This window comes from Nostoc sp. (genome assembly GCF_054880495.1).
The window spans coordinates 1-20,078 of the sequence record NZ_JBTYKD010000413.1 but is presented as its reverse complement, the minus strand read 5'-3'; the positions used below and the strand labels follow the sequence as shown (position 1 = coordinate 20,078).

Annotated in this window: 17 protein-coding genes and 2 pseudogenes; 7 read left to right on the top strand and 12 right to left on the bottom strand. The window is 42.6% G+C overall.

Annotated elements, in window-relative coordinates; genetic code table 11:
* Nucleotides 1-624: 624 nt before the first annotated feature.
* Entirely contained in the window at nt 625-1,521 is an 897-nt protein-coding gene (locus tag ACYTXL_RS34915) for an alpha/beta fold hydrolase (RefSeq protein WP_461928563.1), read from the top strand.
* 225 nt (nt 1,522-1,746) lie between these two features.
* Here ACYTXL_RS34915 and ACYTXL_RS34910 read toward each other — a convergent pair whose 3' ends face one another.
* Both ACYTXL_RS34910 and ACYTXL_RS34905 read right to left on the bottom strand, forming a co-directional pair.
* Nucleotides 1,747-2,334 (bottom strand): Uma2 family endonuclease, encoded by a 588-nt coding sequence (locus tag ACYTXL_RS34910; protein ID WP_461928562.1) that lies wholly within the window; start codon nt 2,332-2,334, stop codon nt 1,747-1,749.
* Between the two features lie 24 nt (nt 2,335-2,358).
* A complete protein-coding gene (locus tag ACYTXL_RS34905; protein ID WP_461928561.1) occupies nt 2,359-2,562 on the bottom strand; it encodes a hypothetical protein in 204 nt (67 codons plus the stop codon).
* A 55-nt stretch (nt 2,563-2,617) separates the two neighbouring features.
* Here ACYTXL_RS34905 and ACYTXL_RS34900 point away from each other — a divergent pair, with 55 nt between their 5' ends.
* The 3 genes from ACYTXL_RS34900 (at nt 2,618) to ACYTXL_RS34890 (ending at nt 4,975) form a co-directional block, all read left to right on the top strand.
* Nucleotides 2,618-3,727 (top strand): AAA family ATPase, encoded by a 1,110-nt coding sequence (locus tag ACYTXL_RS34900; protein ID WP_461928560.1) that lies wholly within the window; start codon nt 2,618-2,620, stop codon nt 3,725-3,727.
* Nucleotides 3,724-4,209, top strand: coding sequence for a hypothetical protein (locus tag ACYTXL_RS34895; RefSeq protein WP_461928559.1), 486 nt, complete (start codon nt 3,724-3,726; stop codon nt 4,207-4,209). The genes ACYTXL_RS34900 and ACYTXL_RS34895 overlap by 4 nt, the downstream gene beginning before the upstream one ends.
* Before the next feature lie 310 nt (nt 4,210-4,519).
* Nucleotides 4,520-4,975: a nuclear transport factor 2 family protein gene (locus tag ACYTXL_RS34890; RefSeq protein ID WP_461928558.1), complete on the top strand. Its 456-nt coding sequence runs from the start codon at nt 4,520-4,522 to the stop codon at nt 4,973-4,975.
* Between the two features lie 1,005 nt (nt 4,976-5,980).
* Here ACYTXL_RS34890 and ACYTXL_RS34885 read toward each other — a convergent pair.
* The 4 genes from ACYTXL_RS34885 to ACYTXL_RS34870 form a co-directional block, all read right to left on the bottom strand.
* The gene (locus ACYTXL_RS34885) at nt 5,981-6,943 is read right to left on the bottom strand and encodes an orange carotenoid protein N-terminal domain-containing protein (RefSeq protein ID WP_461921476.1); all 963 of its coding nucleotides are present in this window, start codon (nt 6,941-6,943) and stop codon (nt 5,981-5,983) included.
* A gap of 782 nt (nt 6,944-7,725) precedes the next feature.
* On the bottom strand, nt 7,726-9,240 hold the full coding sequence (trpE, locus tag ACYTXL_RS34880) for an anthranilate synthase component I (RefSeq protein WP_461921477.1): 1,515 nt from the start codon (nt 9,238-9,240) through the stop codon (nt 7,726-7,728).
* A 300-nt stretch (nt 9,241-9,540) separates the two neighbouring features.
* A complete protein-coding gene (psaD, locus tag ACYTXL_RS34875) occupies nt 9,541-9,966 on the bottom strand; it encodes a photosystem I reaction center subunit II (protein WP_292791048.1) in 426 nt (141 codons plus the stop codon).
* A 203-nt stretch (nt 9,967-10,169) separates the two neighbouring features.
* Complete coding sequence (locus tag ACYTXL_RS34870) at nt 10,170-12,179, bottom strand: DICT sensory domain-containing protein (RefSeq protein WP_461921478.1); 2,010 nt, start codon at nt 12,177-12,179, stop codon at nt 10,170-10,172.
* A 1,056-nt stretch (nt 12,180-13,235) separates the two neighbouring features.
* Between ACYTXL_RS34870 and ACYTXL_RS34865 the strand changes: the two genes are divergently transcribed.
* The gene (locus ACYTXL_RS34865) at nt 13,236-15,527 is read left to right on the top strand and encodes an amylo-alpha-1,6-glucosidase (protein WP_461921479.1); all 2,292 of its coding nucleotides are present in this window, start codon (nt 13,236-13,238) and stop codon (nt 15,525-15,527) included.
* 115 nt (nt 15,528-15,642) lie between these two features.
* Here ACYTXL_RS34865 and ACYTXL_RS34860 read toward each other — a convergent pair whose 3' ends face one another.
* From ACYTXL_RS34860 to ACYTXL_RS34845, 4 genes and pseudogenes are all read right to left on the bottom strand, one after another.
* A complete protein-coding gene (locus tag ACYTXL_RS34860) occupies nt 15,643-16,323 on the bottom strand; it encodes a hypothetical protein (RefSeq protein WP_461921480.1) in 681 nt (226 codons plus the stop codon).
* The gene (locus ACYTXL_RS34855; RefSeq protein WP_461921481.1) at nt 16,323-16,736 is read right to left on the bottom strand and encodes a RusA family crossover junction endodeoxyribonuclease; all 414 of its coding nucleotides are present in this window, start codon (nt 16,734-16,736) and stop codon (nt 16,323-16,325) included. The genes ACYTXL_RS34860 and ACYTXL_RS34855 overlap by 1 nt, the downstream gene beginning before the upstream one ends.
* A 107-nt stretch (nt 16,737-16,843) precedes the next feature.
* Complete coding sequence (locus ACYTXL_RS34850; protein WP_461921482.1) at nt 16,844-17,140, bottom strand: hypothetical protein; 297 nt, start codon at nt 17,138-17,140, stop codon at nt 16,844-16,846.
* Nucleotides 17,130-17,315, bottom strand: a pseudogene (locus ACYTXL_RS34845) (BrnT family toxin); the annotation flags it as partial. The gene ACYTXL_RS34850 and the pseudogene ACYTXL_RS34845, both read right to left, overlap by 11 nt.
* A 327-nt stretch (nt 17,316-17,642) precedes the next feature.
* On the opposite strand from ACYTXL_RS34845, the gene ACYTXL_RS34840 reads away from it, so the two are divergent.
* On the top strand, nt 17,643-17,813 hold the full coding sequence (locus ACYTXL_RS34840; protein WP_461921483.1) for a hypothetical protein: 171 nt from the start codon (nt 17,643-17,645) through the stop codon (nt 17,811-17,813).
* 70 nt (nt 17,814-17,883) lie between these two features.
* On the opposite strand, the gene ACYTXL_RS34835 is transcribed toward ACYTXL_RS34840, so the two are convergent.
* On the bottom strand, nt 17,884-18,213 hold the full coding sequence (locus tag ACYTXL_RS34835; protein ID WP_334903739.1) for a DUF2973 domain-containing protein: 330 nt from the start codon (nt 18,211-18,213) through the stop codon (nt 17,884-17,886).
* A gap of 413 nt (nt 18,214-18,626) precedes the next feature.
* Nucleotides 18,627-18,944: a DUF2605 domain-containing protein gene (locus ACYTXL_RS34830; protein ID WP_292791024.1), complete on the bottom strand. Its 318-nt coding sequence runs from the start codon at nt 18,942-18,944 to the stop codon at nt 18,627-18,629.
* Nucleotides 18,945-19,359: 415 nt separating this feature from the next.
* Here ACYTXL_RS34830 and ACYTXL_RS34825 point away from each other — a divergent pair.
* A pseudogene (locus tag ACYTXL_RS34825) lies at nt 19,360-20,078 on the top strand (threonine--tRNA ligase); the annotation flags it as partial.

Genomic DNA, 20,078 nt, shown 5'->3' with positions numbered 1-20,078 from the left:
TATAAGTTTTACTAGGGATGAAGAAAGGGTGAAGCCCAAACCACAAGATGCCCGGTTTTCATGGACGGATAGTAGACTAATACAGTACGGCGAAAATCAAGATACCATTTAAAATCGCTCAGAGCAAGGGCATAAAGGCTTTATTAGCGCTTGATAGTGCAGTTTGAGCGATCGCGATCGTAAGCCCAAAGCACTAGTAGAATTAATAGCTTATTAAAATCAGCGTTTTGACTCTTCTTGACGCTCAAAATTATTTATAGTTTTTTTGATAGACTACCATAAAAACTTATCTTTGATTCACGCTTTAGTGATAGTCCTACCACGAAAAACCCTTATAAAACAGTAATTACAACGTTAAGTTATTTTTTATTATGAAAGAATAATTACCAAATCTTTACAAGTAATCCAGTAATTTTATATCTACTTAATCTGGCGGTAGCGAGAAGTCCTAGAGTGATTGGTTCGCTGATAATAACAATGAGTGAAGAGTTTGAACTAAACACGTAAGCATCCAAGGTGACTAAAAAACGCGGTGACGCGGAGAAATTATCAAATACTTTCTTTGCGTCCCAGGTCTATTCTTTCACTTGTGCCAACTAATCACCACAGTCAACAAAAATACTTATGTTTCAACCACTAGGATTTGAACAACGCTCGATAAATACCTCACTAGGTAGAATGGCATACTATACTGCCGTTGGGACACCTTGGCTAAACAATGTAACTGCCAAAGATGATCGAGAAACTTTGGTGTTCTTGCACGGTTTTGGTGGTGGTTCTTCTGCTTATGAGTGGTCGAAAGTTTATCCGGCTTTTGCCGCCGAATATCGGGTCATTGCGCCAGATTTAATCGGTTGGGGTAGGTCTGAACATCCGGCGCGGAGTTATAATATTGAGGATTATTTGACCACGATTCGGGAGTTTTTCGAGCAGACTTGTACGGAGCCAGTAAGTGCGATCGCTTCTTCTTTGACCGCAGCATTTACAATTCGAGTAGCAGCAACTCATCCTGATTTATTCAAGTCTTTAATTCTCACTACCCCCGCCGGACTTTCGGATTTTGGCGAAGACTATTCCCGTAGTTTTTTTGCCCAGTTAGTCAGCGTTCCCGTTGTTGACCGTTTACTTTACAGCACTGGAATAGCTACGAGTGGGGGTATTCGCAGCTTCTTGGAGCAACGGCAATTTGCTCAGTCTAATCGAGTCTACCAAGAAATTGTCGATGCTTATTTAAAATCCGCCCAACAACCTAATGCTGAGTATGCAGCCCTGTCTTTTGTCCGTGGCGATTTATCCTTTGATTTATCTCTTTATATTCAAGAACTAACAACTCCCACCGCCATAATTTGGGGACAAAGGTCGCAATTTACAGGGCCATCAATTGGTCGCCGCCTTGCCGAAATTAATCCCCAAGCGATCCGATTTTTTCAACAGTTAGAAGATGTGGGGTTAACACCGCAGCTGGAATTACCCGCAGTGACAATTGGGTTAATTCGCAAATTTTTGCCTTTGCTTAATTAGTGGTTTGCTCAATTGTCAAAGCCTCATCTAATTTCAACCATAATTGTGTAGCTAGACTTGGGATTGTCGAGGCTTAATAAATTAAATTAAGGGCGTTACTGAATCATATTTTGATTTTAGAACGCCCTTAATTTCACCTTAAACTTACTTATAGGTTGCTTGTATGTACTGCAAAAGGATCTCGCTGAAAATAAATGTTGCTAAAGTATATCTTAATTAATAAAGCTACATAATCTGCTGTAAATCTAACACAAATCCAGGTAGTACATTTTCTCCTGATAAACTAGCAGGATTCTCTAATATCTCTACATCTTTACCTGGACGATAAATTTCTACTCGCTTGTTTTTCCGATCAATTAACCAGCCTAATTGAGCGCCATTTTCGATATACTCCTGCATTTTCTCCTGCAATTCTTTCAAGGAATCAGAACGAGAACGCAACTCTACTACAAAATCAGGACAAATCGGGGCAAATTTTTCTTGTTGTTCTGGGGTTAAAGCATTCCATCGCTCAATTTTTATCCAAGAAGCATCAGGAGAACGTTCTGCACCATTGGGTAATGTGAAACCAGTTGAAGAGTCAAAAACTTCGCCTAAATTACTCTCAGAGTTCCAAATATCTAATTGAGTACTAATTTTTACATTCCGTCTGCCAGTATCACTACCTGTAGGTGGCATAATTAATAATTCCCCTGATGCTGTACGCTCAAATCGATAATCGCGGTTTTTCTGACACATCTGGAAAAATTGCTCATCAGTCAAGTCAATTTTCAATGTGAGTGTAGAAGGTAAAGTGGTTGTTGTGGCGTCCATAGGTTATCTTGAGCATCTTACTTTCTAGTTTAGTGCTGTGTGGTGTGCGATCGCATGATTCGTGTTTAGGACTTTCCAAACAACCTCTAAACTTTTAAATTCATCAACTCCCATTTCTTGAGGATAGCGTTTGTTATGAGAGTAAATGTAATTTAATATGTATCTAATTCCTGTGTCGATCAGCAAAGCACCGGAATTCTCAGGACGTTCGTGGCAATGCTTATTCACTCCTTAGGCAGATCAAAAAGTTCTTTCACTTTCCACTCCTCGGAATCGTTTTCCTATGCTCCAAAGACTATATATACACAATTTCAGATGCCTAGAAAACTTTGAACTGCCCCTAAAGGGGATGTCATCTGCTCTCTTGATTGGAAAAAATGGTGCAGGTAAATCAACTATTGCCTCTGCATTAGAGGTACTTCAATCCATCGGTCGAGGTATTAATAGAGTTGGCCAACTTGTCCAATCAAAGGATTTTGCTCGTGGAAGGTCTGATGTTCCGATCCGGTTTGAAATAGAAGTATTAATTGAAAATAAATTATACAAATATGCCCTTGCTTTAGAACTGCCAGAAAATTTTAAAGAGCTTCGGGTTTTTGAAGAGCAATTGATAGTTGCAGGAAATATAATGTACTCTCGAAAAGAAGCACAAGTCACTGTTTACAACAACTTACAAAATCGTGAGGCTCAGTTTCTGGTAGATTGGCATCTTATTGCCCTTCCAGTAATTCAGAAACAATCAGAGACTGATCCTCTTCATATTTTCAAGACTTGGCTTGCTCAGATGATCATTTTAGCCACGATCCCAAGCTTGATGACCGGAGACTCTAATGGTGAAACTTTGGAGCCAAAACGAGAGGGTTCAAATATTGGGGAGTGGTTTTCTGGGTTACTCGGTCGCTATCCTGCGGCCTACACACAGGTTGACCAATATCTTCGAGAAGTTATACCTGACATAAAGGATTTTATGAATGAACTTATTGGCAAAGACTTCAAAAGCATGATTGTTCGCTTTGAAGAAAATAATGCAAATCTGAGTGTTAACTTTAAAGACTTATCTGACGGTGAAAAATGCTTTTTTCTTTGTGCTGTTGTCTTGGCTGCTAACAAATCATACGGTCAACTTTTTTGCTTCTGGGATGAGCCTGACAACTATCTCTCTTTGTCAGAGGTTGGACATTTTATAACATCACTGCGACGCTCATTTAAGAATAGTGGACAAATTTTGGTGACTTCGCATCATGAGGAAGGAATCCGAAAGTTTTCAAATGAAAATACCTTTGTACTTGATCGAAAAAGCCACTTGGAGCCAAGTTTGATCAGATTGCTCAATGAGATGTCTGTTCAAGGTGATCTTGTAGATGCTTTGATTCGTGGCGATATATCACTATGAGCGTGAATAAGTATAAACCGCACATTCTTGTGTTGCCCGAAGACGATGCTAATCGTCAGATTGCAAACGGATTTATTCTTGATCTAAACCTCAATAGCCGCGCTATTCAAGTCCTACCAGAAGCTCATGGTTGGGAAGACGTTGTGGATAAATTTACGAATGATTATGCCTCTACAATGCGACAATATCCACACAGAATGATTGCCTTGGTGATTGATTTTGATGAGCATAAAGATAGATTAATTTATATAAAGGATCAGATTCCCGATGATTTAAAAAATAGAGTATTTGTTCTTGGAGTGTTATCTGAACCAGAGAGATTAAGGAGAGATATTAATAAGGATTTTGAAAAGATCGGAGAAGCTCTTGCAAAAGATTGCTCCGATAATACGAATGAATTCTGGGGACAGCATCTTCTCAAACACAATATAACTGAGTTAGATCGGATGATTTCATCTGTCAAACCATTTCTATTTAATTAAAGTAGATATCAAGCACTTTATAAGTTGCCAGATTATTATAGCAATCAGAATCGAATCGTGAGAAAATACGGAGATTAAAAGTACGTATTTATAAGCTTTTCAGCCTTTTACTGTCTCACGAATGATTTAGGATTGGTATATATAATTTATCCAAGGAGTAGGTTAAAGAGCGATCGCCAGTTTTGGCTGTAGAATTAACATCAACGCTACAGACCTTCTGCATCCAATCAAAACTTGATTTTTCGCAGGTACGAGATTAAATGTTACAAATACTCTAAGGCTTGATACTTTAGAGGGTAGAAAAATCTAGATGGTTTGGTTGTCTCAATGGCTAGTTTTAGGAACTATATTTGTTAACTTAACTTTTAGCACACCTTTATTTGCCAGTCAGTCTATGAACCAAGAAGATATTCAGATATTAATAGAAAAAGCTAAAGATGCATGGGTTGCTCAAGATGTCGATGCTCTTGTACAGTTATTTACAGTTGATGGGGAACTAATCGTACCTGGTCAATCCTGGCGGGGGCAAGAAAGAATTCGAGAAGAAGTTACCCATTTTAAACAACAGTATTCAGATGTCAAAATAGACATCCACCGGATTATCGTTGGAACAAATCAAGCAGCAGTAGAATGGCACTACGAAGATACGGAAAAGGCGACAGGTCGTCGTAATAAAGCTGATGATGTAATTGTCGTAGATTTCAGGGATGGTCAAATTAGTCGTTGGCGTGAATATTTTGACACACAAACGCCAGCTAACAGATAGTTGCACTAACCTTTATAGTTCCAAATCTCCTTAGTTCAAAATCAATTAAGGAGATTGGAGCGTCATAATTAAGTTCTAATCTAAAAGACACAAGACGTTTACCACCTTAGACCGCTCTGATGAAGGGTTTAACCTTCCCTTGGTGATAATAAAGTGGAGGAAGCGACAAAAACTCCAGACCGTCAATGCCTTTAATTGATTTACACTGTTCAAACATCTGCGATCGCTCTCCTTCGATGTCTGATAATGGGTCACAGCGGCATAACACCCATACAGTGTTGTTTGTTTTCACTCACTAGAATAGCTAACAGTTGAATGAAAAACCTTCGCTCTCAGGTAGGAATACTAGCTAGCCAACAGAGAGAGCTATATTGGTTATCCAAGCCTATCTCAAGTAAGATTTTAATTCTTTATCGTAAATAAAAGGGTTTAAGACCCCAACCATTACACGTAGTGCGGAGTCGGAGCCACTCCGCCTCCGATCAGTTTCAGTCCTTAAAAAGCGGGACGCTACGCGTAGCTTGCTTCCACGAAGTGGTACGACAGGCTCAGGAACCATCGGGGTTTAAATCCCCCGAAGTTGCCACAAACTCCTCCACCCCCGCAAGGCACTTCTCTTCTCTGCCAGACGCTACGCGAACGTCTGAAAATGTCTTTAATTACGAATTACGTTAGCGTAGCGTTAGCGAGTCATCGAGCGTCATTACGAATTACGAATTATTTAAAACTTGACCACAAAATCCCTTGGCTACTCTAGCTAATGGGTAGAAACTGGGCGGTTAGGAAAATCTCAGATGAAATTAGTCCCCAGATAATATATGCTTGATTGACCTTTAGCTAGATTTTTCAACTACCTTTTTGCGATCGCAGGACGAAGATACCAAAGAAGGCGTTATCCTGAGAAGTTTCTTTTGTTTAAGCGTGGAAGAGTGGTGATGTCTACGACGGGCTGTTCGGTGACGCTCCTTGACTCATCCACGCTTAAGCAGTGACTAATCTAGCGCTCTATTTACGTACTAGGTTGAGCAGTTCTTTAGGAGAAGCGAGCAAGTCAATCCCTACAAAGAAGATTTTGCCTTCGGGATTTAGCAAAAACCGCCATGCAATATTCATCCCCACACTGGCACCGAACCAAGGGCTTTGAACTTTGCCTGTGACTTTAACTTGTGTATAGCCATCTTCCACTGGCTCAGAGACACCGCGCTCTGGGATCATCTTCAAGCCCTGGCATTCTTCACGCATATAAACGCGGATTCCCTCCTGACCAACAATCGGTCTTTCAAAGGGAGGTTGCAAGGCACCTTCAGAGGTAAACAAAGCAACCGCAGCATCAAAGTCATTGGCATTCATGTTGTTGATATAGCCCAGCACCGTAGGGTTGTTGATGCCCTCAATCATGACTTTAGTCCGAAATGCTAGTGCAGTGGGAGGAGCCACAGGCTCTGAGATTTTTTTGTAACTGCCGGGAGCGTTCGGGTCAAATCCCATGCTAACTACGGTATTGCGTAGGATTGTGATTTGTTGACCTGAATCAGCATTGCGGATGGCTTCCAACACCTCGGCAGCCTTAGGAGAAAGCTTGTAGCCTTCTGGGATTGGAGCAACGATTCCTTGGGCCATCCATTCTCCTAACTGATACCAGAAGCCCAACTTAATGTTCACGGTGAAGGAAGCATAGGAACGGCAGAAGGGAGTGTCAGCAGAGTTAGCCAAATCGTACATGACTTGCGTTTGAGCCTCAAAAGACATCTGCTTAATTTGTTCGAGTAAGCCTTGCGCGAGGATCATGTTGGCTGCCCCAGGAGCAGCAACCGTAATACTTTTACCCATCTCGGTATAGGCAAACCAGAGTAATGCTAGTTGATCTTCAGCATTGAGCTGAGAGAATGATTCGACAACAGTTGGAACAACATCAGCAACTAGGGTGCCGGGAAAAATTCTTTGAGCCGACTGGATGGTAAAAGACATAGCAAAAATTCCCAAAAGAAAATTACAGTTCTATCGAATCTGAAAATCAAGTGTGCAAAGACGGAAGGCAAATGCATTTAGCTGTTAACAAAGGCACTTAGTAGCTGTTGCGTATGCGTAGCCCGTACTTCTCTACGAGACCCTTCTCTACCAGACGCTGCGCGTAGCTTGCTTCCACGAAGTGGTACGGCAAGCTACCTCGGCTGCGCTCGGCACAAGTCAGTAACCATCGTAGACATCGCTTTACCAAAAGCATAGTGATTCCTCTTGACGTTGAGTTTGGATACTCGGCAAAGCACATTGCATACTCAACTGCATAGTTATTTAGAAAGCCTTAATCAACAGTACTTTAACGCATTTATGTTGCTTTTGTATCTTTATGTAAAGAAACATAGCAACTTAGTTACAAATAAGCAATACTTCTTCAGTTATAAATTGATAATTTATATTTATATAATTAATAAGTTTTACTAAAGTAAGATTAAACGCAATTGGTGTGTTTGTACGTATTCACTTCTAGGAACTCCGGCGTAGCGCGCACTTCTCTACGAGAGGCTACGTCAACGACAAAGTGACACAGTGAGCCCTTCGACAGGCTCAGGGTAACACCTGTCGAACTGCTCAGTGACCGTCGTAGACATTGCACGTCTCTACACCATGAAATTTCCGTAAAAAATCCTTAATTGAACCTATACCGGTTCTCAGTTGGGTGTAATACGCCTGCTTATTGGGGAGTCCGAAGCCAGAATTCAGGTAACAATCGCAAAGTTAGGTAAGCAAGTTCAACGCAAACAACGAATCGCCTCTAATAGACCTCTAGCTTTATTCAGCGTCTCTTCGTATTCTTTCTCTGGCTCAGAATCAGCCACCAAACCTGCGCCGGCTTGGACGCTGACTGTATTATCATGCACTACCATTGTGCGAATTGCGATCGCAGTATTTAATTGTCCTTCAAAATCGTAATATCCATACACACCGGAGTAAACTCCCCGACGACTAGATTCTAACTCGTGGATAATTTCCATTGCCCTAATCTTAGGTGCGCCGCTTACCGTACCTGCTGGGAAACAAGCTTTCAATAAATCCCATGCTGTTTTAGCAAGTGCTAATTTACCCACAACATTGCTGACAATGTGCATCACATGGGAGTAGCGCTCAACTACCATTAATTCATCAACTTTGACGCTACCACTTTGGCAAACACGCCCCAAATCATTCCGTCCTAAATCCACAAGCATGACGTGTTCGGCAATTTCCTTGGGGTCTTGGAGTAAATCTTGAGCGAAGGCTGCATCTTCCTGGGTGGTTTTGCCCCGTGGACGTGTCCCGGCAATTGGGCGTACTGTTGCTATCACTCCACCATCTCGATCTATTTCGGCTTTCACCATCACTTCAGGACTGGAACCGATGATTTGCCAATCTTGGAAGTTAAAGTAAGCCATGTAAGGCGAAGGATTTATCTGACGTAGGGAGCGGTAAAGTGCAAAGGGGTCGCCTGTGTATGTTGTTGATAGTCGCTGGGAAATTACTACTTGAAAAATATCGCCTGCTTTAATGTAGTCTTTGGCCTTTTGGACATTGGCACAAAAATCAGGGCGGGTAAAGTTGCTGGTGTATTCCTCTGCTCCTCCAGATACCCTGCTTCCAGGCGGTTTCCATTCCAATCTGGTTTTTTGTGGCGATAGGGGTAGAGATAGCTTTTCGAGCATTTGGGTGACGCGATCGCCCGCTTGTTGATAGGCTGCTTTTAAATCTACTTTCTCTTCACGTAAATCAGCATAAGCGATCGCCCAAATTTTCCGCTTCACCTGGTCAAAAATCAATAGGTGGTCTACCTGCATCCACAATCCATCAGGGATATTTCGCTCATCTTGGGGATTAATTGGCACACGCGGCTCAATCCAGCGAATCAATTCATAGCCCCAAAACCCAAACAAACCGCCAATTCCTGGCGGTAGCTCTGGTAATTTCACTGGGTGATAAGGTGCTAAACATTCGGCTAAAGCTGTAAAAGGGTCGCCTGCAAAAACGACCTGTGATCCATCGCGGTTTTTCTGGGTTGTGCGATCACCCCTTGCTTCCAAAACCCACACTGGATCGCAGCCTACTAAACTATAGCGTCCCAGCTTTTCCCCGCCTTCTATCGATTCCAACAAAAAGCTATAGGGCTGACCTGCACATACTTTATACCAAGCAGATACGGGCGTATCTAAGTCCGCGACCCATTCTTGATATACCGGGACGAAGTTACCTTCTAGAGCTAGCTGAGAAAATTCGGAGAAATCGGGGAATACCATAAATTGCTTAGGGATTGGGTATGGGGCATGGGGCACTTGTACTGAGCGTTGCCGTTGGCGCAGCCTCTCGTAGAGAAGTATGGGGCATGGGGCATGGGGCAATTGAATTTGGGATTTTTGATTGACGATAGCGCAGCATTAGCGAGTCCGCGATAGCGTAGCGGTAGCGAGTATTCGATCGTCGCGTCTTTTGGATTAAACTTCAATTGTTTAATCCAAAAGCGTTCGACTGAGCGCTCACGCCGAAGTCTAAAATCTAAAATTCTTACTCCCCAGTCCCCAGTCCCCAGTCCCTAGTCCCTATGCTTCGTGGGTAGCTTTACCACTGAACTTGAGTTGTGCTGGGCTGGGGTTTTGCCCAATGCTGCGTGGGACATAAGCCACTTTTGGACGACCTTCTTTGACTTTTTCGGGGAATTCACCATCAGCTGGGTGAATTAAAGTCGTTTCTCCGTTGGGTAAAATCCGATAAATTTTGTAGTCTGTGATTTTGAATTTCCGACGGAGTTGCTGACCGCCCAAAGCGATGCCATATTCTTTACGAGCTATATACAGCAGGTTTTCACCTTTCCGCATAATAGCAGCACCACTTGTAGGCAATTCAAATACTTGCTCTTTCGGGCTAGTCCAAGTGATCGCGTACTTTTCTTCAACTTCTGCTTTTCTGAGCAAGCCACCGGTGCTGCCACCGTATAGCGGGGTTTGTCCAGAGAGTGTTTCTGCCATAAAGTGATTCTCTCAACGTTTTTAGGGAATCCTAACATCGCAAGCAGGATTATATTGCGATCGCGTCATAGACTGTAACAGTTTTTAGTCATTTGTCATTGGTCATTAGTCATTTGTCATTTGTCAAAAACCAATGCCCCATACTTCTCTACGAGAGTCTGCGCCAACGGCAACGCTCAGTACAAGTGCCCAATGCCCAATACCTATTTACTCTTGACTTTTGTCCGCTTTTCCTCTTGGCTACTGTGAACAATCGGGATAGTGAAGTGAAACTGACTACCCTGGTCTTTGCCAGTTGACTCTGCCCAAATTTCCCCACCCCAGCCATTAACAATTTGACGGCAAATTGCTAAACCAAGTCCAGTCCCGCCAGTGGTGCGGCGCAGCGCTCCTTCTTCTTGATAAAAGCGGTCAAAAACTACTTCTAAACGATTCGGTTCAATGCCCCGTCCAGTGTCAGCTACAGTCACTTCAACCATTTGACGGCTGTTGTGAATCGCTTTAATGGTGATTTCTCCTTGGGGTGGCGTAAATTTATAAGCATTGTCCATGAGTTTTGCCAGTACCTCAACTAGCCAATCACCATCAGCTCTAACCAAAGGGAGGTTTTGGGCAATTTGAGTCTTGATTTGGAGCGGCTTTTCCGTTGAGGAACGCGTGCGATTTCGGCTGAGTGCTAAATCCACACATTCTTGGAAGGTGAGGGATTCTGGGTGCCACTCCACCCGACCGCTTTCCAAGTTGGAAAGTGTGAGGAAATCTTGTACTAGTTTTCGCATCCGCTCTGAGTCGGAAAGAGCAGTATTCAGCATGATCTGCTGCAACTCCAAGGGCATATCCGGCTCACTAGCGAGACTTTCCAGGCAGACTTGAATTGTAGATAGGGGGGTACGCAGTTCGTGTCCGGTGATGGCTATCAGGTTGCTGCGGGTACGGTCTAGGGCTTCTAACTGCTGGTTAAGTTCTTCTAGGTTGGCGTAAGCTTCCGCTTGGATGAGAGCTGCTCCCACTTGGGTAGCGATCGCTTTTACCAGATCCAACTCCCCAGGTTGGCACTCATGGGGTGGCATCCGGCAATAGTGCAACTCCACAATGCCCAATAATCGCCCCTGATAAAACACTGGTTCCATGAGCCAAGAACGAATGGCAAACTTTTTGGCGATCGTGGAGAGTCCTGGCGAATTGGTAACGCGAGGGTCAGTCAGCGTATCGCTCACACAAACACCTTCGCCTTGTTCCACTATGTCCCGAAATAGGGAATTTTTCTCTAACTCCCAAGTTTGCCCACGAACCGATAAAACACCGGGATTCAAAAACTCGTGTTCAATCATGGCTTGGCTATCTGAGGCTTGAGCGCGGTAAATTAAACAGCGACACGCTTCTAAGTGTTGTCCTAATTCTTGTGCCGCCACCTGGAGAACTTCGTGAGGATCGAGCGATCGCCGAATCGCAGTGCTAATTGAGTTGACTAATCGTTCTTTTCGTGCTTGGGCAGCAATTGAACGGTAAGCTTTATGCAATTTGTACTGGCTAGCTTGCAAATAAGTTACTAAGCGCTGCACAAAGGGATCTGTATCAATGTCACAAGCATATTCGTTTACCGGCTCTGCTCCAGAGTCGTTTCGCGGCTCCCCGATGCCAAACCTCTGACGTGCCTCCTGAATTTTACTTGCTAGTTCTGGTCTATAAACCAAAATCCTGTCTAACAGCAATTCGGCGGCTTTCAGGCTAACTCCCCTTTCCGATGTCCAAATTCCCTCAAATCTTCGCGCTGTGTCGATATCCAGATTCGGGCTTAGTTCCGGTAATTGCCTGTTTTTGGCAATAGAACCAAGGCTTTCCCGGCAAACCAGACAAGTCGCATAATTATCAGCAATCACTACTAAATGCCACTCTTGACTTAAGCCATCCTTAGGTTCAAAAGCGATCTTTTCGTAGTGTTTGGAACTGTTGGTGAAATCCGTTTCTGGAGCAGATAATACATATACTTGATTACTTCGCAAGGCAAGTCGCTGGTAGCGATGAGCTTCTTGGCGGTAGAATCGCTCTCGCTGAAAACTAGCAATTACAAGGGGTTCAGCTAAAGTCCCAGCCAAAACTTGATCTTCCATCGCGTGCGAGAGCGCCGTTAATGAAGCCTTAAAATATAGCTGGGGTCGCAAGTAGGGTAGGGACTTTAGCAGATCACTCAGCACAGAAGTCGAAATGCTCATGAATTATTGTTAAACGCTCAACCTCGATAAGATCCACGTCACAGCTGCATTGTACAAATTCCAAGGGACTCTCAAGTAAAATAGACAGTTCCAATATGTAAAGAACGCTAAAAAGCGCTTTTCGCCAAAGCAGGCGCAACACTTTGTTACCAATTAGCAGGAGTGCGTACAACTTGATTTGTTAATTGACAACCTACTACGCCCAATATACATTCTCGACCAACTTATGCTTTTGCTTGTACAGGTAAAATCGTTCCTGACTAAGTACTAAAATACTAATTATTGTATGGTTTAAACTGTTGTCTTGCCGAATAAGCACTGATAATTGATTGATAATTCACACGTTGCTGTAGCAGGTTGTAGACATCGCCTACTTTGATTTATGCTCACTAAAGAAATTTTCTTACCCAGAAATTATTATTGCTACATTCAGATAATTTAGTCCATAATTAGTGATGAAATTTAATCAATTAAACCTCATCTAAGCCGAGAACCGTAGTTTTTGCCCTCACCCTAAATCCGTCTCCCAGATATGGGAGACGGACTTTGAAATTCTGGCTCCCCTTCTCCCAAATCTGGGAGAAGGGGTTGGGGGATGAGGGCAAATCCTTTTGATCACCGAACAACTACAGGTTTCAAGATAGACGCGGTTTAATTAATTCTCATAAATCTGTCTAATGAAATACCAAAGATATTTAAGACAAAATCGTATAATAGTAGGGAACAAATGCTCTCTATACCCAAGAAAAACTGTAAATTTCGCATTTTTGCTGAGTATACTATATATCTTGTGTTTCTGAAAGTTTAATGAGTAATGAATTCTCTCAAAATCCGCGGTTTTCAGTCTTGACTTGAAACTTATAAAATATAAAATTATCAAAATTTGGTTATATGGATTTGAGCAGTGCTATTTTGTCAGCAGTATGTAAGGATTACTTTGGCTCGAATGGCTCAAACTAATTTTAGAGAGCGTCTTTTTTTCGGAAGTTGTGAGGGTCAGTGACCTCTACTCGGAAGACCACAAAAAATATAGACCTGTACACGGAACTTTGACTAATGACACCGGATACGCTAATGACCCCGGAAAAAATTTTTCTGGATGGAAAAACTTTTATTCCTGCTGAACAATTACCGATCCCGGAGTGGCCTTGTGTTGTGAGTGAAAGACCACAACCAACACTGACGGTTAAAGATGATGATTTATTTTTTGTGACAGATAGTATCGGGAATATTTCTGGCTGTTCTCTTAACGATGGCAATCCCAGCATGGGCTTGTTTTGTTGTGATACAAGATTTCTCAATCGTTTGGAGTTGCAAATTGAAGGGCGATCGCCTGTACTCCTCAGTAGTACTGCCCAAAAAGGGTTTTCACTCTCAGTTTTGTGTACCAACCCCAAAATTGACGAACGCCTGAAACCTGACACTGTAGGAATTCGCCGAGAAATCGTGCTGAATGGGGCACTATTTGAAGAAATAGAAATATCTAACTACAGCACAACTACCGTCAGCTTTGAACTAAGCATCAGCTTTAATGCGGATTTTGTTGATTTATTTGAAGTCCGGGGCTATGACAGAGAAAAACGAGGTCGGCTTTTACGCCTAGCGGAACTGACGGCTGAGGAAGAAACATTTTCTCTGATTGATGGCGTTGCGTCTGTACCCAAAGAGCCATCGGCCTCTAGGGAACAATCTTTGACACTCGCCTATCAAGGTCTGGATGGCTCCGTGATGGAATCCCGGATTCTATTCCAGCATCGGCAACCAGACTCTTTCAAGGGTTACACTGCGGTTTGGCAGCTAGAGTTAGCTTCTCACGAAACTCAAAAGCTGGGCTACCGAGTGAATATGTTGAGAAACAACCAGTCCAGTTCAACCGTGAGCGCCGCCTTCACATTAGGACAGGCGAAAGCGGCGGAGTTGATGGAGGAGCAAAACTGGGTACAACAAATTACACGCATTAGCTCAGATAAGAATACCTTCAATCGAGTGATTGAGCGGGCTGAACAAGATATGTATTTGTTGCGCCAATCTTTTGGGAAGCATAAGACTGTTTCTGCGGGAGTGCCGTGGTTTTCGACACTATTTGGGCGAGATTCGCTGGTTACAGCTTCTCAAACTCTGATGTTAAATTCGCAAATCGCCAAAGAAACCCTGATATTACTTGCGACGTACCAAGGTAAATTTGAGGACGAATGGCGCGAAGAAGAACCGGGTAAGATTTTGCACGAGTTACGTTTAGGAGAAATGGCTCGTTGTCAAGAAATTCCCCATACACCTTACTACGGTACAGTTGATGCGACTCCCCTGTGGCTGATGCTTTATGCCGAACATTATGCTTGGACTCACGATCAAGAACTCCTAGAGCAACTTTGGCCGAATGCTCTAGCAGCAATGGAGTGGATTGATCGCAATAGCAAACAAACCAGCTACCTCAGTTACTTCCGTAAATCCAAACGCGGTCTGGTTAACCAAGGTTGGAAAGATTCTGGGGACTGTATTGTAGACCACAAGGGAGAATTAGCTAACGGCCCAATTGCCCTCTGTGAGGTACAAGCTTACGTCTATGCTGCAAAAATGCGCCTAGCAGAAATAGCTAGGATGAAGAAGCGGCTTGATTTGGCAGATCGTTGGCAAGAAGAGGCCAAAAATCTTAAGATTCGTTTTAATCGAGATTTTTGGGTAGAAGACCAGGATTTCTGCGCTTTAGCTTTGGATGGAGATGGCAAGCCAGTAGACAGTATTACCTCAAATCCCGGTCATTGTCTGAATTTGGGACTCTTCACACCCGAAAAAGCCTATAGTGTAGCAGAACGGTTGCGGGCACCAGATATGTTTAATGGTTGGGGCATTCGGACTCTGAGTAGTTTGTCACCCGCTTACAATCCAATGGGCTATCACACTGGTTCGGTTTGGCCTCATGATAACGCTCTGATTGCAATGGGATTGCGATCGCTCGGTCTGATCGATCAAGCCCTGGAAATATTCCAAGGTTTATTCGACATGACTGACCAGCAACCCTATCAACGTCCTCCAGAACTTTTCTGCGGCTACGAACGGAACGGTGATAATAGCCCTGTGCAGTATCCAGTTGCTTGCACTCCCCAAGCTTGGGCTACTGGTAGTATTTTCCAACTACTGCAAATGATAGTCAATTTGGTGCCTGACGCTCAAAATAACTGCTTGCGAATAATTGACCCCGCTTTGCCAGAATCGATTAATCGGTTGTCATTTCATAATTTGCGAGTCGGTCCCACCATCCTCGATTTGGAATTCGAGCGTTCTGGTAGTACGACTGCTTGTCGCGTTGCAAAAAAACGGGGTAATTTGCGAGTAGTTATCGAAGCTTAGGAAGGGAGTAGGGAGTTTAGCACTCCCTATTTTATGCTTAGTGCGTAGGCGTAGCCCGTCGTAGACATCGGCATGACTTGAAATTCGGCACCAGGGCTGTCCAACCAACGCAATGTTAGCTTGCTTCATCGCCAGTGCGTAGAGTTCTCAAAAGCTGCTCTGTAAGCTCGATCAATTCATATACAGAATTTTGCGTAATTTGTGTAGTTTTGAAGCCATGAGCAATAGAATTACGTAATGGGAGTGAATTCATTAATAACTGATACTCAGATTTTGAAATTACACCTTCAGTTGCTAATTGCTTCACTAAGTACAGTGGATCAAATCTTTCTAAACTTAGCTTTTCCTTTTGGGCAATAAGTCTCAAAGTTGCTTCTACTAAAGGCCAGGAACATAGGAGAGCTAATTCTGGATGTTGCGTTGTAAGTTGCCTTGCTGGTTGCAACTGTGATTCTATTTCATGTTCTTGAAGAGAAGCCTCTGCTTTCAGAGAATATGTTGTATCTTCCGGGTTGGTCATTACTAATTCAAATCTCCAACCAGGATGTTTTTCTACCGCTTGAGCTAAATTACCTAAATATTGATTAGAAGAAGAGGTAAGTGAGGAGCGTGATTTGACTTCAATAACTACATTTTCTTCTCCCCGACGTACTATCATGTCGGGGCGATAGTGATTAAGGAAGTCAGGCAAGTCTTCTGGATTTGGATGAAAAAAAACTTCATAACCCTTTTCACGATACTCCTCTGCTAGTTTCAGCAATCGCTCTCTTTCTAAGTTTGCGGTTAAAGTTTCCATCAAATAATTACCTCCTGGTTAGGAGCATCAATTACGACAATATGTAAGAACTCATTGCCACGAGCAAAGCCTTCCGCCAATGTCAAGGTCATATTTTCTATTCTAAAGTTATTTGACAAATTCCTCTTTCTAACTAGGAGATCGCTTACTTGATTATCATCGACGTAGGCTAATCCTTTAATTGCATCTTGAATAGGCTTCACTATATTATCTATATCTATTTCAACAGAATCATAGAAATAAGTTATCTGGAGCATAACCAACCCAGTAGCTGTTTTTTGTTCCAAAGACCAGTATTTTTCAGCTTCTTGTCGCACTGTCTTTTTCCAATCTTGAAGCCGATTGCCCTTACCGCGCTTACGAGCCTGTTGTGATACTGGTCGCCCATTTACTATGAACTCAAATCTGGTCAATGCACTTCTAAATAATAGATCACAGGTTATTCTATGCTAGTAACCTCGAACACAATCAGATAACTCCCGTTACTCAGCTGGATTTAGCTTTTCTCTTACTGCCGTTACTAACTGTTGCTGTCTCGCCCAGTAGCTTCGCTGAGTGCTTCACGAATTATCTCATCACTCACACCATGCCGTTTCAGACTCGCAATAAATGTCGAAACAGTATCACCATCAAGTCGCTCAAGATCAGATCGGAGTCCTTGGCTGATGTAAGCACGAACTAATGGTTGATAACCAGAAAACCCTAACAATGGTGCTACTCGCTTCAAATCCTCAATCACATCTTCAGGAATGCGAATTGTGATTGTTATCATTGGACGATTTTTATCGAGTCGCTTTTTTAAGAATTCAGCTTTCATAGTATTCACGTTCCTTGGGCGTCGCTTTCCGAGCCGAAATGATCCTAATCATGTCGTTTTCACGGTCTATGTAGACGACGTAAAGAAGATTCCATCGTCTGTCCAAGCCAATTACAGCATCCCGCTCCTCATCATTGCGGCTTGCATCAACCACCACTAGAAACGGATCGAAGAAAGCTTCTACGGCTTGCTAAAATGTTATGCCGTTATGATTGCTAGGATTAATCCGAGCTTTCTCCTCATTCCAAAGGAAGGTGACACCATTAAGCACGAAAAAAACATCCATACCTCATAGTCTAGGCAAGATGTATTTACGTTGTCAATACGCTTTTTTGTAAATTTCTAAATGCTTTTGGTGAGAGAATTACTTGCTAGTCCAGGCATCGATTATCTGCTCAACTGGAATTCCCTGCCCCTGATCAATCTGGTTAAACCCTTCCCGTATAGCTGCAATAAACTCAATTTTCTGAATAATTTCTCATAGGGTTACATCCTGGGGTAAATGTTTCACCAATTCAATAACGGCTTCTTTGTCACTCATAACAACTTAAACTTGTGTCAAGTGGACAACACAATATTAACTTTTCAGCCTAGCGATGCGATCGCCTCAAATTCAAAGGATGGTAATAGAATTCTGGTAGGGGAAAAGTTAAGGATGCAAAAACAACAATAATTTACACCCAAACTCCTAACTCCTGTACAGACTCGATTAATCGCGTCTCTGCTCTTAACTCCTAACTTTTTTAAGCTTCCTCGGAATTTTCACTTTTATGTCCTGGAGATGCTTCATAAAGTGCATCGAGATGTTGACGCGCATCTTCAACGTTAATCGAACGCATTACCAAAAGTGGCTCTTTAATTAAGTTGCCCGCGCTATCTAATAACTCTGGATGGGGTACAAACTGTTTTTTTGATGAATAATAACCATAGTTGCCTTGATTATTCATTGACAAAGTATTCGTCGGGTAAGTTCGCTCTCGATCAAAACTGAACATGATCAGGTTACGAATTAAGTTGCCAACAGCTATAAATGCAAGAATTGTAAAAGCAAGAATGTAAAGCAGGTGTAACATGGGATTTTCCTCCAGGGCAGCAATTTATAAAACTTTATTTTGTAACGCTTTGCTTCGCTGATACTGTGACTCACAGTTAAGACGAGTATTTGATGCACCCTTTGGGCGCTTACATCTATATGAAACTATTTGTCAACCGTTATTCCACTTACGGTAACATAGGATACATTTTTTTGTTAGTCCCAATAATGTTAAGAAATTGTTAAGAATTTTCTACTATCTCTTTAAGGGCTGTTCTACCATCTTGCGTTTACGCAAAGCTGTGAGGCTGTAGCAGTCTTCTCTCATGCGCTAAAGCATTTGGTAAAAGAAGGGAAGATGCTAACTAAGAGCGATCGCGCATCTGGCAGAGAAGCAGCGTCACCCGCAGGGCTTGTAGTAGTCTGCCAAAATTTACCGAGAGCATCTGCTGCTTAGACTTCACGCCCTTGACGAAAGCGCATTGCGACATTCCAACATTCTGTTACTAAGTCATGCCAAGGCATTAACGTTGCCATCTCAATCCCGACTTGTTTATTAGTAGCAGCAAACAGCATCCTCACCGTGTTTAGTTCATCCTGCGCTTGCTTAACCCGCCAGAGCAAGTCAGATTGCTCTTGCTCACTCATAAATGATATTTGCTCAGTTTCGAGTAAATGGCGCGATCGCCTGAACCAATGCTGAAAATCTTCCAGCAGGGGTTCTAAAACCGTTTTCAGTAACTCAGTCCCTGGTACATTTGAGTCTGACATAAATGATAAGCATATTTTAAACTTGCTTACTAATATTAACGTTATTTATGTTTCTTAACATATTTCTTATTTCTCTCATAATTCCGGGAATGTAAAAATATGTAACAAATAACACAAAATTTGTTATATAGTCTTGATATCGGGTTTATACACTTCCTTTGGAGAGGCATCTATACGTATAACTGACAGCGAGTTGCAATTCATCAGATAATTTAGCGATGTCTACGACGGGCTACGCCTACGCGTGCAATCCTGAATTTGACACTCAGGTAAGCAATCAAAAATTTATCTTTATCCCCGATTAAAAATTAATCTCAGTAATGGCAACATGAAGCCTACAGGGCAAAAATCAAAGTCGTTATAGTTGAATAAGCCTACAGATTCAGATAAATCACCTTTTGTAATCACTTCGCCAATGGTTCAGCAGCCAATGTCGCTAAAATCATCGAATCCGTCAGAACAGCCAGAACAAGTTGAAAAAATTTATTTACCGCGTACCAGCGAATCAGAGAACTTAAAAAAGATTCGCCACACTGCTTCCCATGTAATGGCAATGGCAGTACAAAAGCTGTTTACCAAGGCACAAGTTACAATCGGCCCTTGGATTGAAAACGGTTTTTACTATGACTTCGACAATCCAGAACCATTTAGCGAAAATGATCTCAAAGCCATTAAGAAAGAGATGGCGAAGATTATCAATCGCAAGCTGGGAATAAGTCGAGAAGAAGTTAGCCGCGAAGAAGCCGCACGCCGGATTCAGGAAATTAACGAACCTTACAAGCTAGAAATTCTGGCAGATATTAAAGAGGAACCAATTACGATTTACCACCTGGGGAATGAATGGTGGGATTTGTGTGCGGGGCCTCATCTGGAAAATACTAGTGAATTAAATCCGAAAGCAATTGAACTAGAAAGCGTTGCTGGCGCTTATTGGCGTGGGGATGAAACTAAAGCCCAATTACAACGCATCTACGCTACCGCTTGGGAAAGTCCAGAACAACTCACTGAATATAAACGACGCAAAGAAGAAGCGCTGCGGCGAGATCATCGGAAACTGGGTAAGGAACTGGGATTATTTATATTTTCTGATCTAGTTGGGCCGGGTTTACCTTTGTGGACACCAAAGGGTACTCT

Excerpts from the sequence above, each read along its gene's own strand:
- ACYTXL_RS34840 (WP_461921483.1), top strand. The coding sequence starts at position 17,643 with ATGTTTCACCAATTCAATAACGGCTTCTTTGTCACTCATAACAACTTA.
- ACYTXL_RS34890 (WP_461928558.1), top strand. The coding sequence starts at position 4,520 with ATGGTTTGGTTGTCTCAATGGCTAGTTTTAGGAACTATATTTGTTAAC.
- ACYTXL_RS34860 (WP_461921480.1), bottom strand. The coding sequence starts at position 16,323 with ATGGAAACTTTAACCGCAAACTTAGAAAGAGAGCGATTGCTGAAACTA.
- ACYTXL_RS34915 (WP_461928563.1), top strand. The coding sequence starts at position 625 with ATGTTTCAACCACTAGGATTTGAACAACGCTCGATAAATACCTCACTA.
- ACYTXL_RS34830 (WP_292791024.1), bottom strand. The coding sequence starts at position 18,944 with ATGTCAGACTCAAATGTACCAGGGACTGAGTTACTGAAAACGGTTTTA.
- ACYTXL_RS34885 (WP_461921476.1), bottom strand. The coding sequence starts at position 6,943 with ATGTCTTTTACCATCCAGTCGGCTCAAAGAATTTTTCCCGGCACCCTA.
- ACYTXL_RS34865 (WP_461921479.1), top strand. The coding sequence starts at position 13,236 with ATGACACCGGATACGCTAATGACCCCGGAAAAAATTTTTCTGGATGGA.
- ACYTXL_RS34835 (WP_334903739.1), bottom strand. The coding sequence starts at position 18,213 with ATGTTACACCTGCTTTACATTCTTGCTTTTACAATTCTTGCATTTATA.
- ACYTXL_RS34870 (WP_461921478.1), bottom strand. The coding sequence starts at position 12,179 with ATGAGCATTTCGACTTCTGTGCTGAGTGATCTGCTAAAGTCCCTACCC.
- ACYTXL_RS34850 (WP_461921482.1), bottom strand. The coding sequence starts at position 17,140 with ATGAAAGCTGAATTCTTAAAAAAGCGACTCGATAAAAATCGTCCAATG.
- ACYTXL_RS34900 (WP_461928560.1), top strand. The coding sequence starts at position 2,618 with ATGCTCCAAAGACTATATATACACAATTTCAGATGCCTAGAAAACTTT.
- trpE (WP_461921477.1), bottom strand. The coding sequence starts at position 9,240 with ATGGTATTCCCCGATTTCTCCGAATTTTCTCAGCTAGCTCTAGAAGGT.
- ACYTXL_RS34895 (WP_461928559.1), top strand. The coding sequence starts at position 3,724 with ATGAGCGTGAATAAGTATAAACCGCACATTCTTGTGTTGCCCGAAGAC.
- psaD (WP_292791048.1), bottom strand. The coding sequence starts at position 9,966 with ATGGCAGAAACACTCTCTGGACAAACCCCGCTATACGGTGGCAGCACC.
- ACYTXL_RS34910 (WP_461928562.1), bottom strand. The coding sequence starts at position 2,334 with ATGGACGCCACAACAACCACTTTACCTTCTACACTCACATTGAAAATT.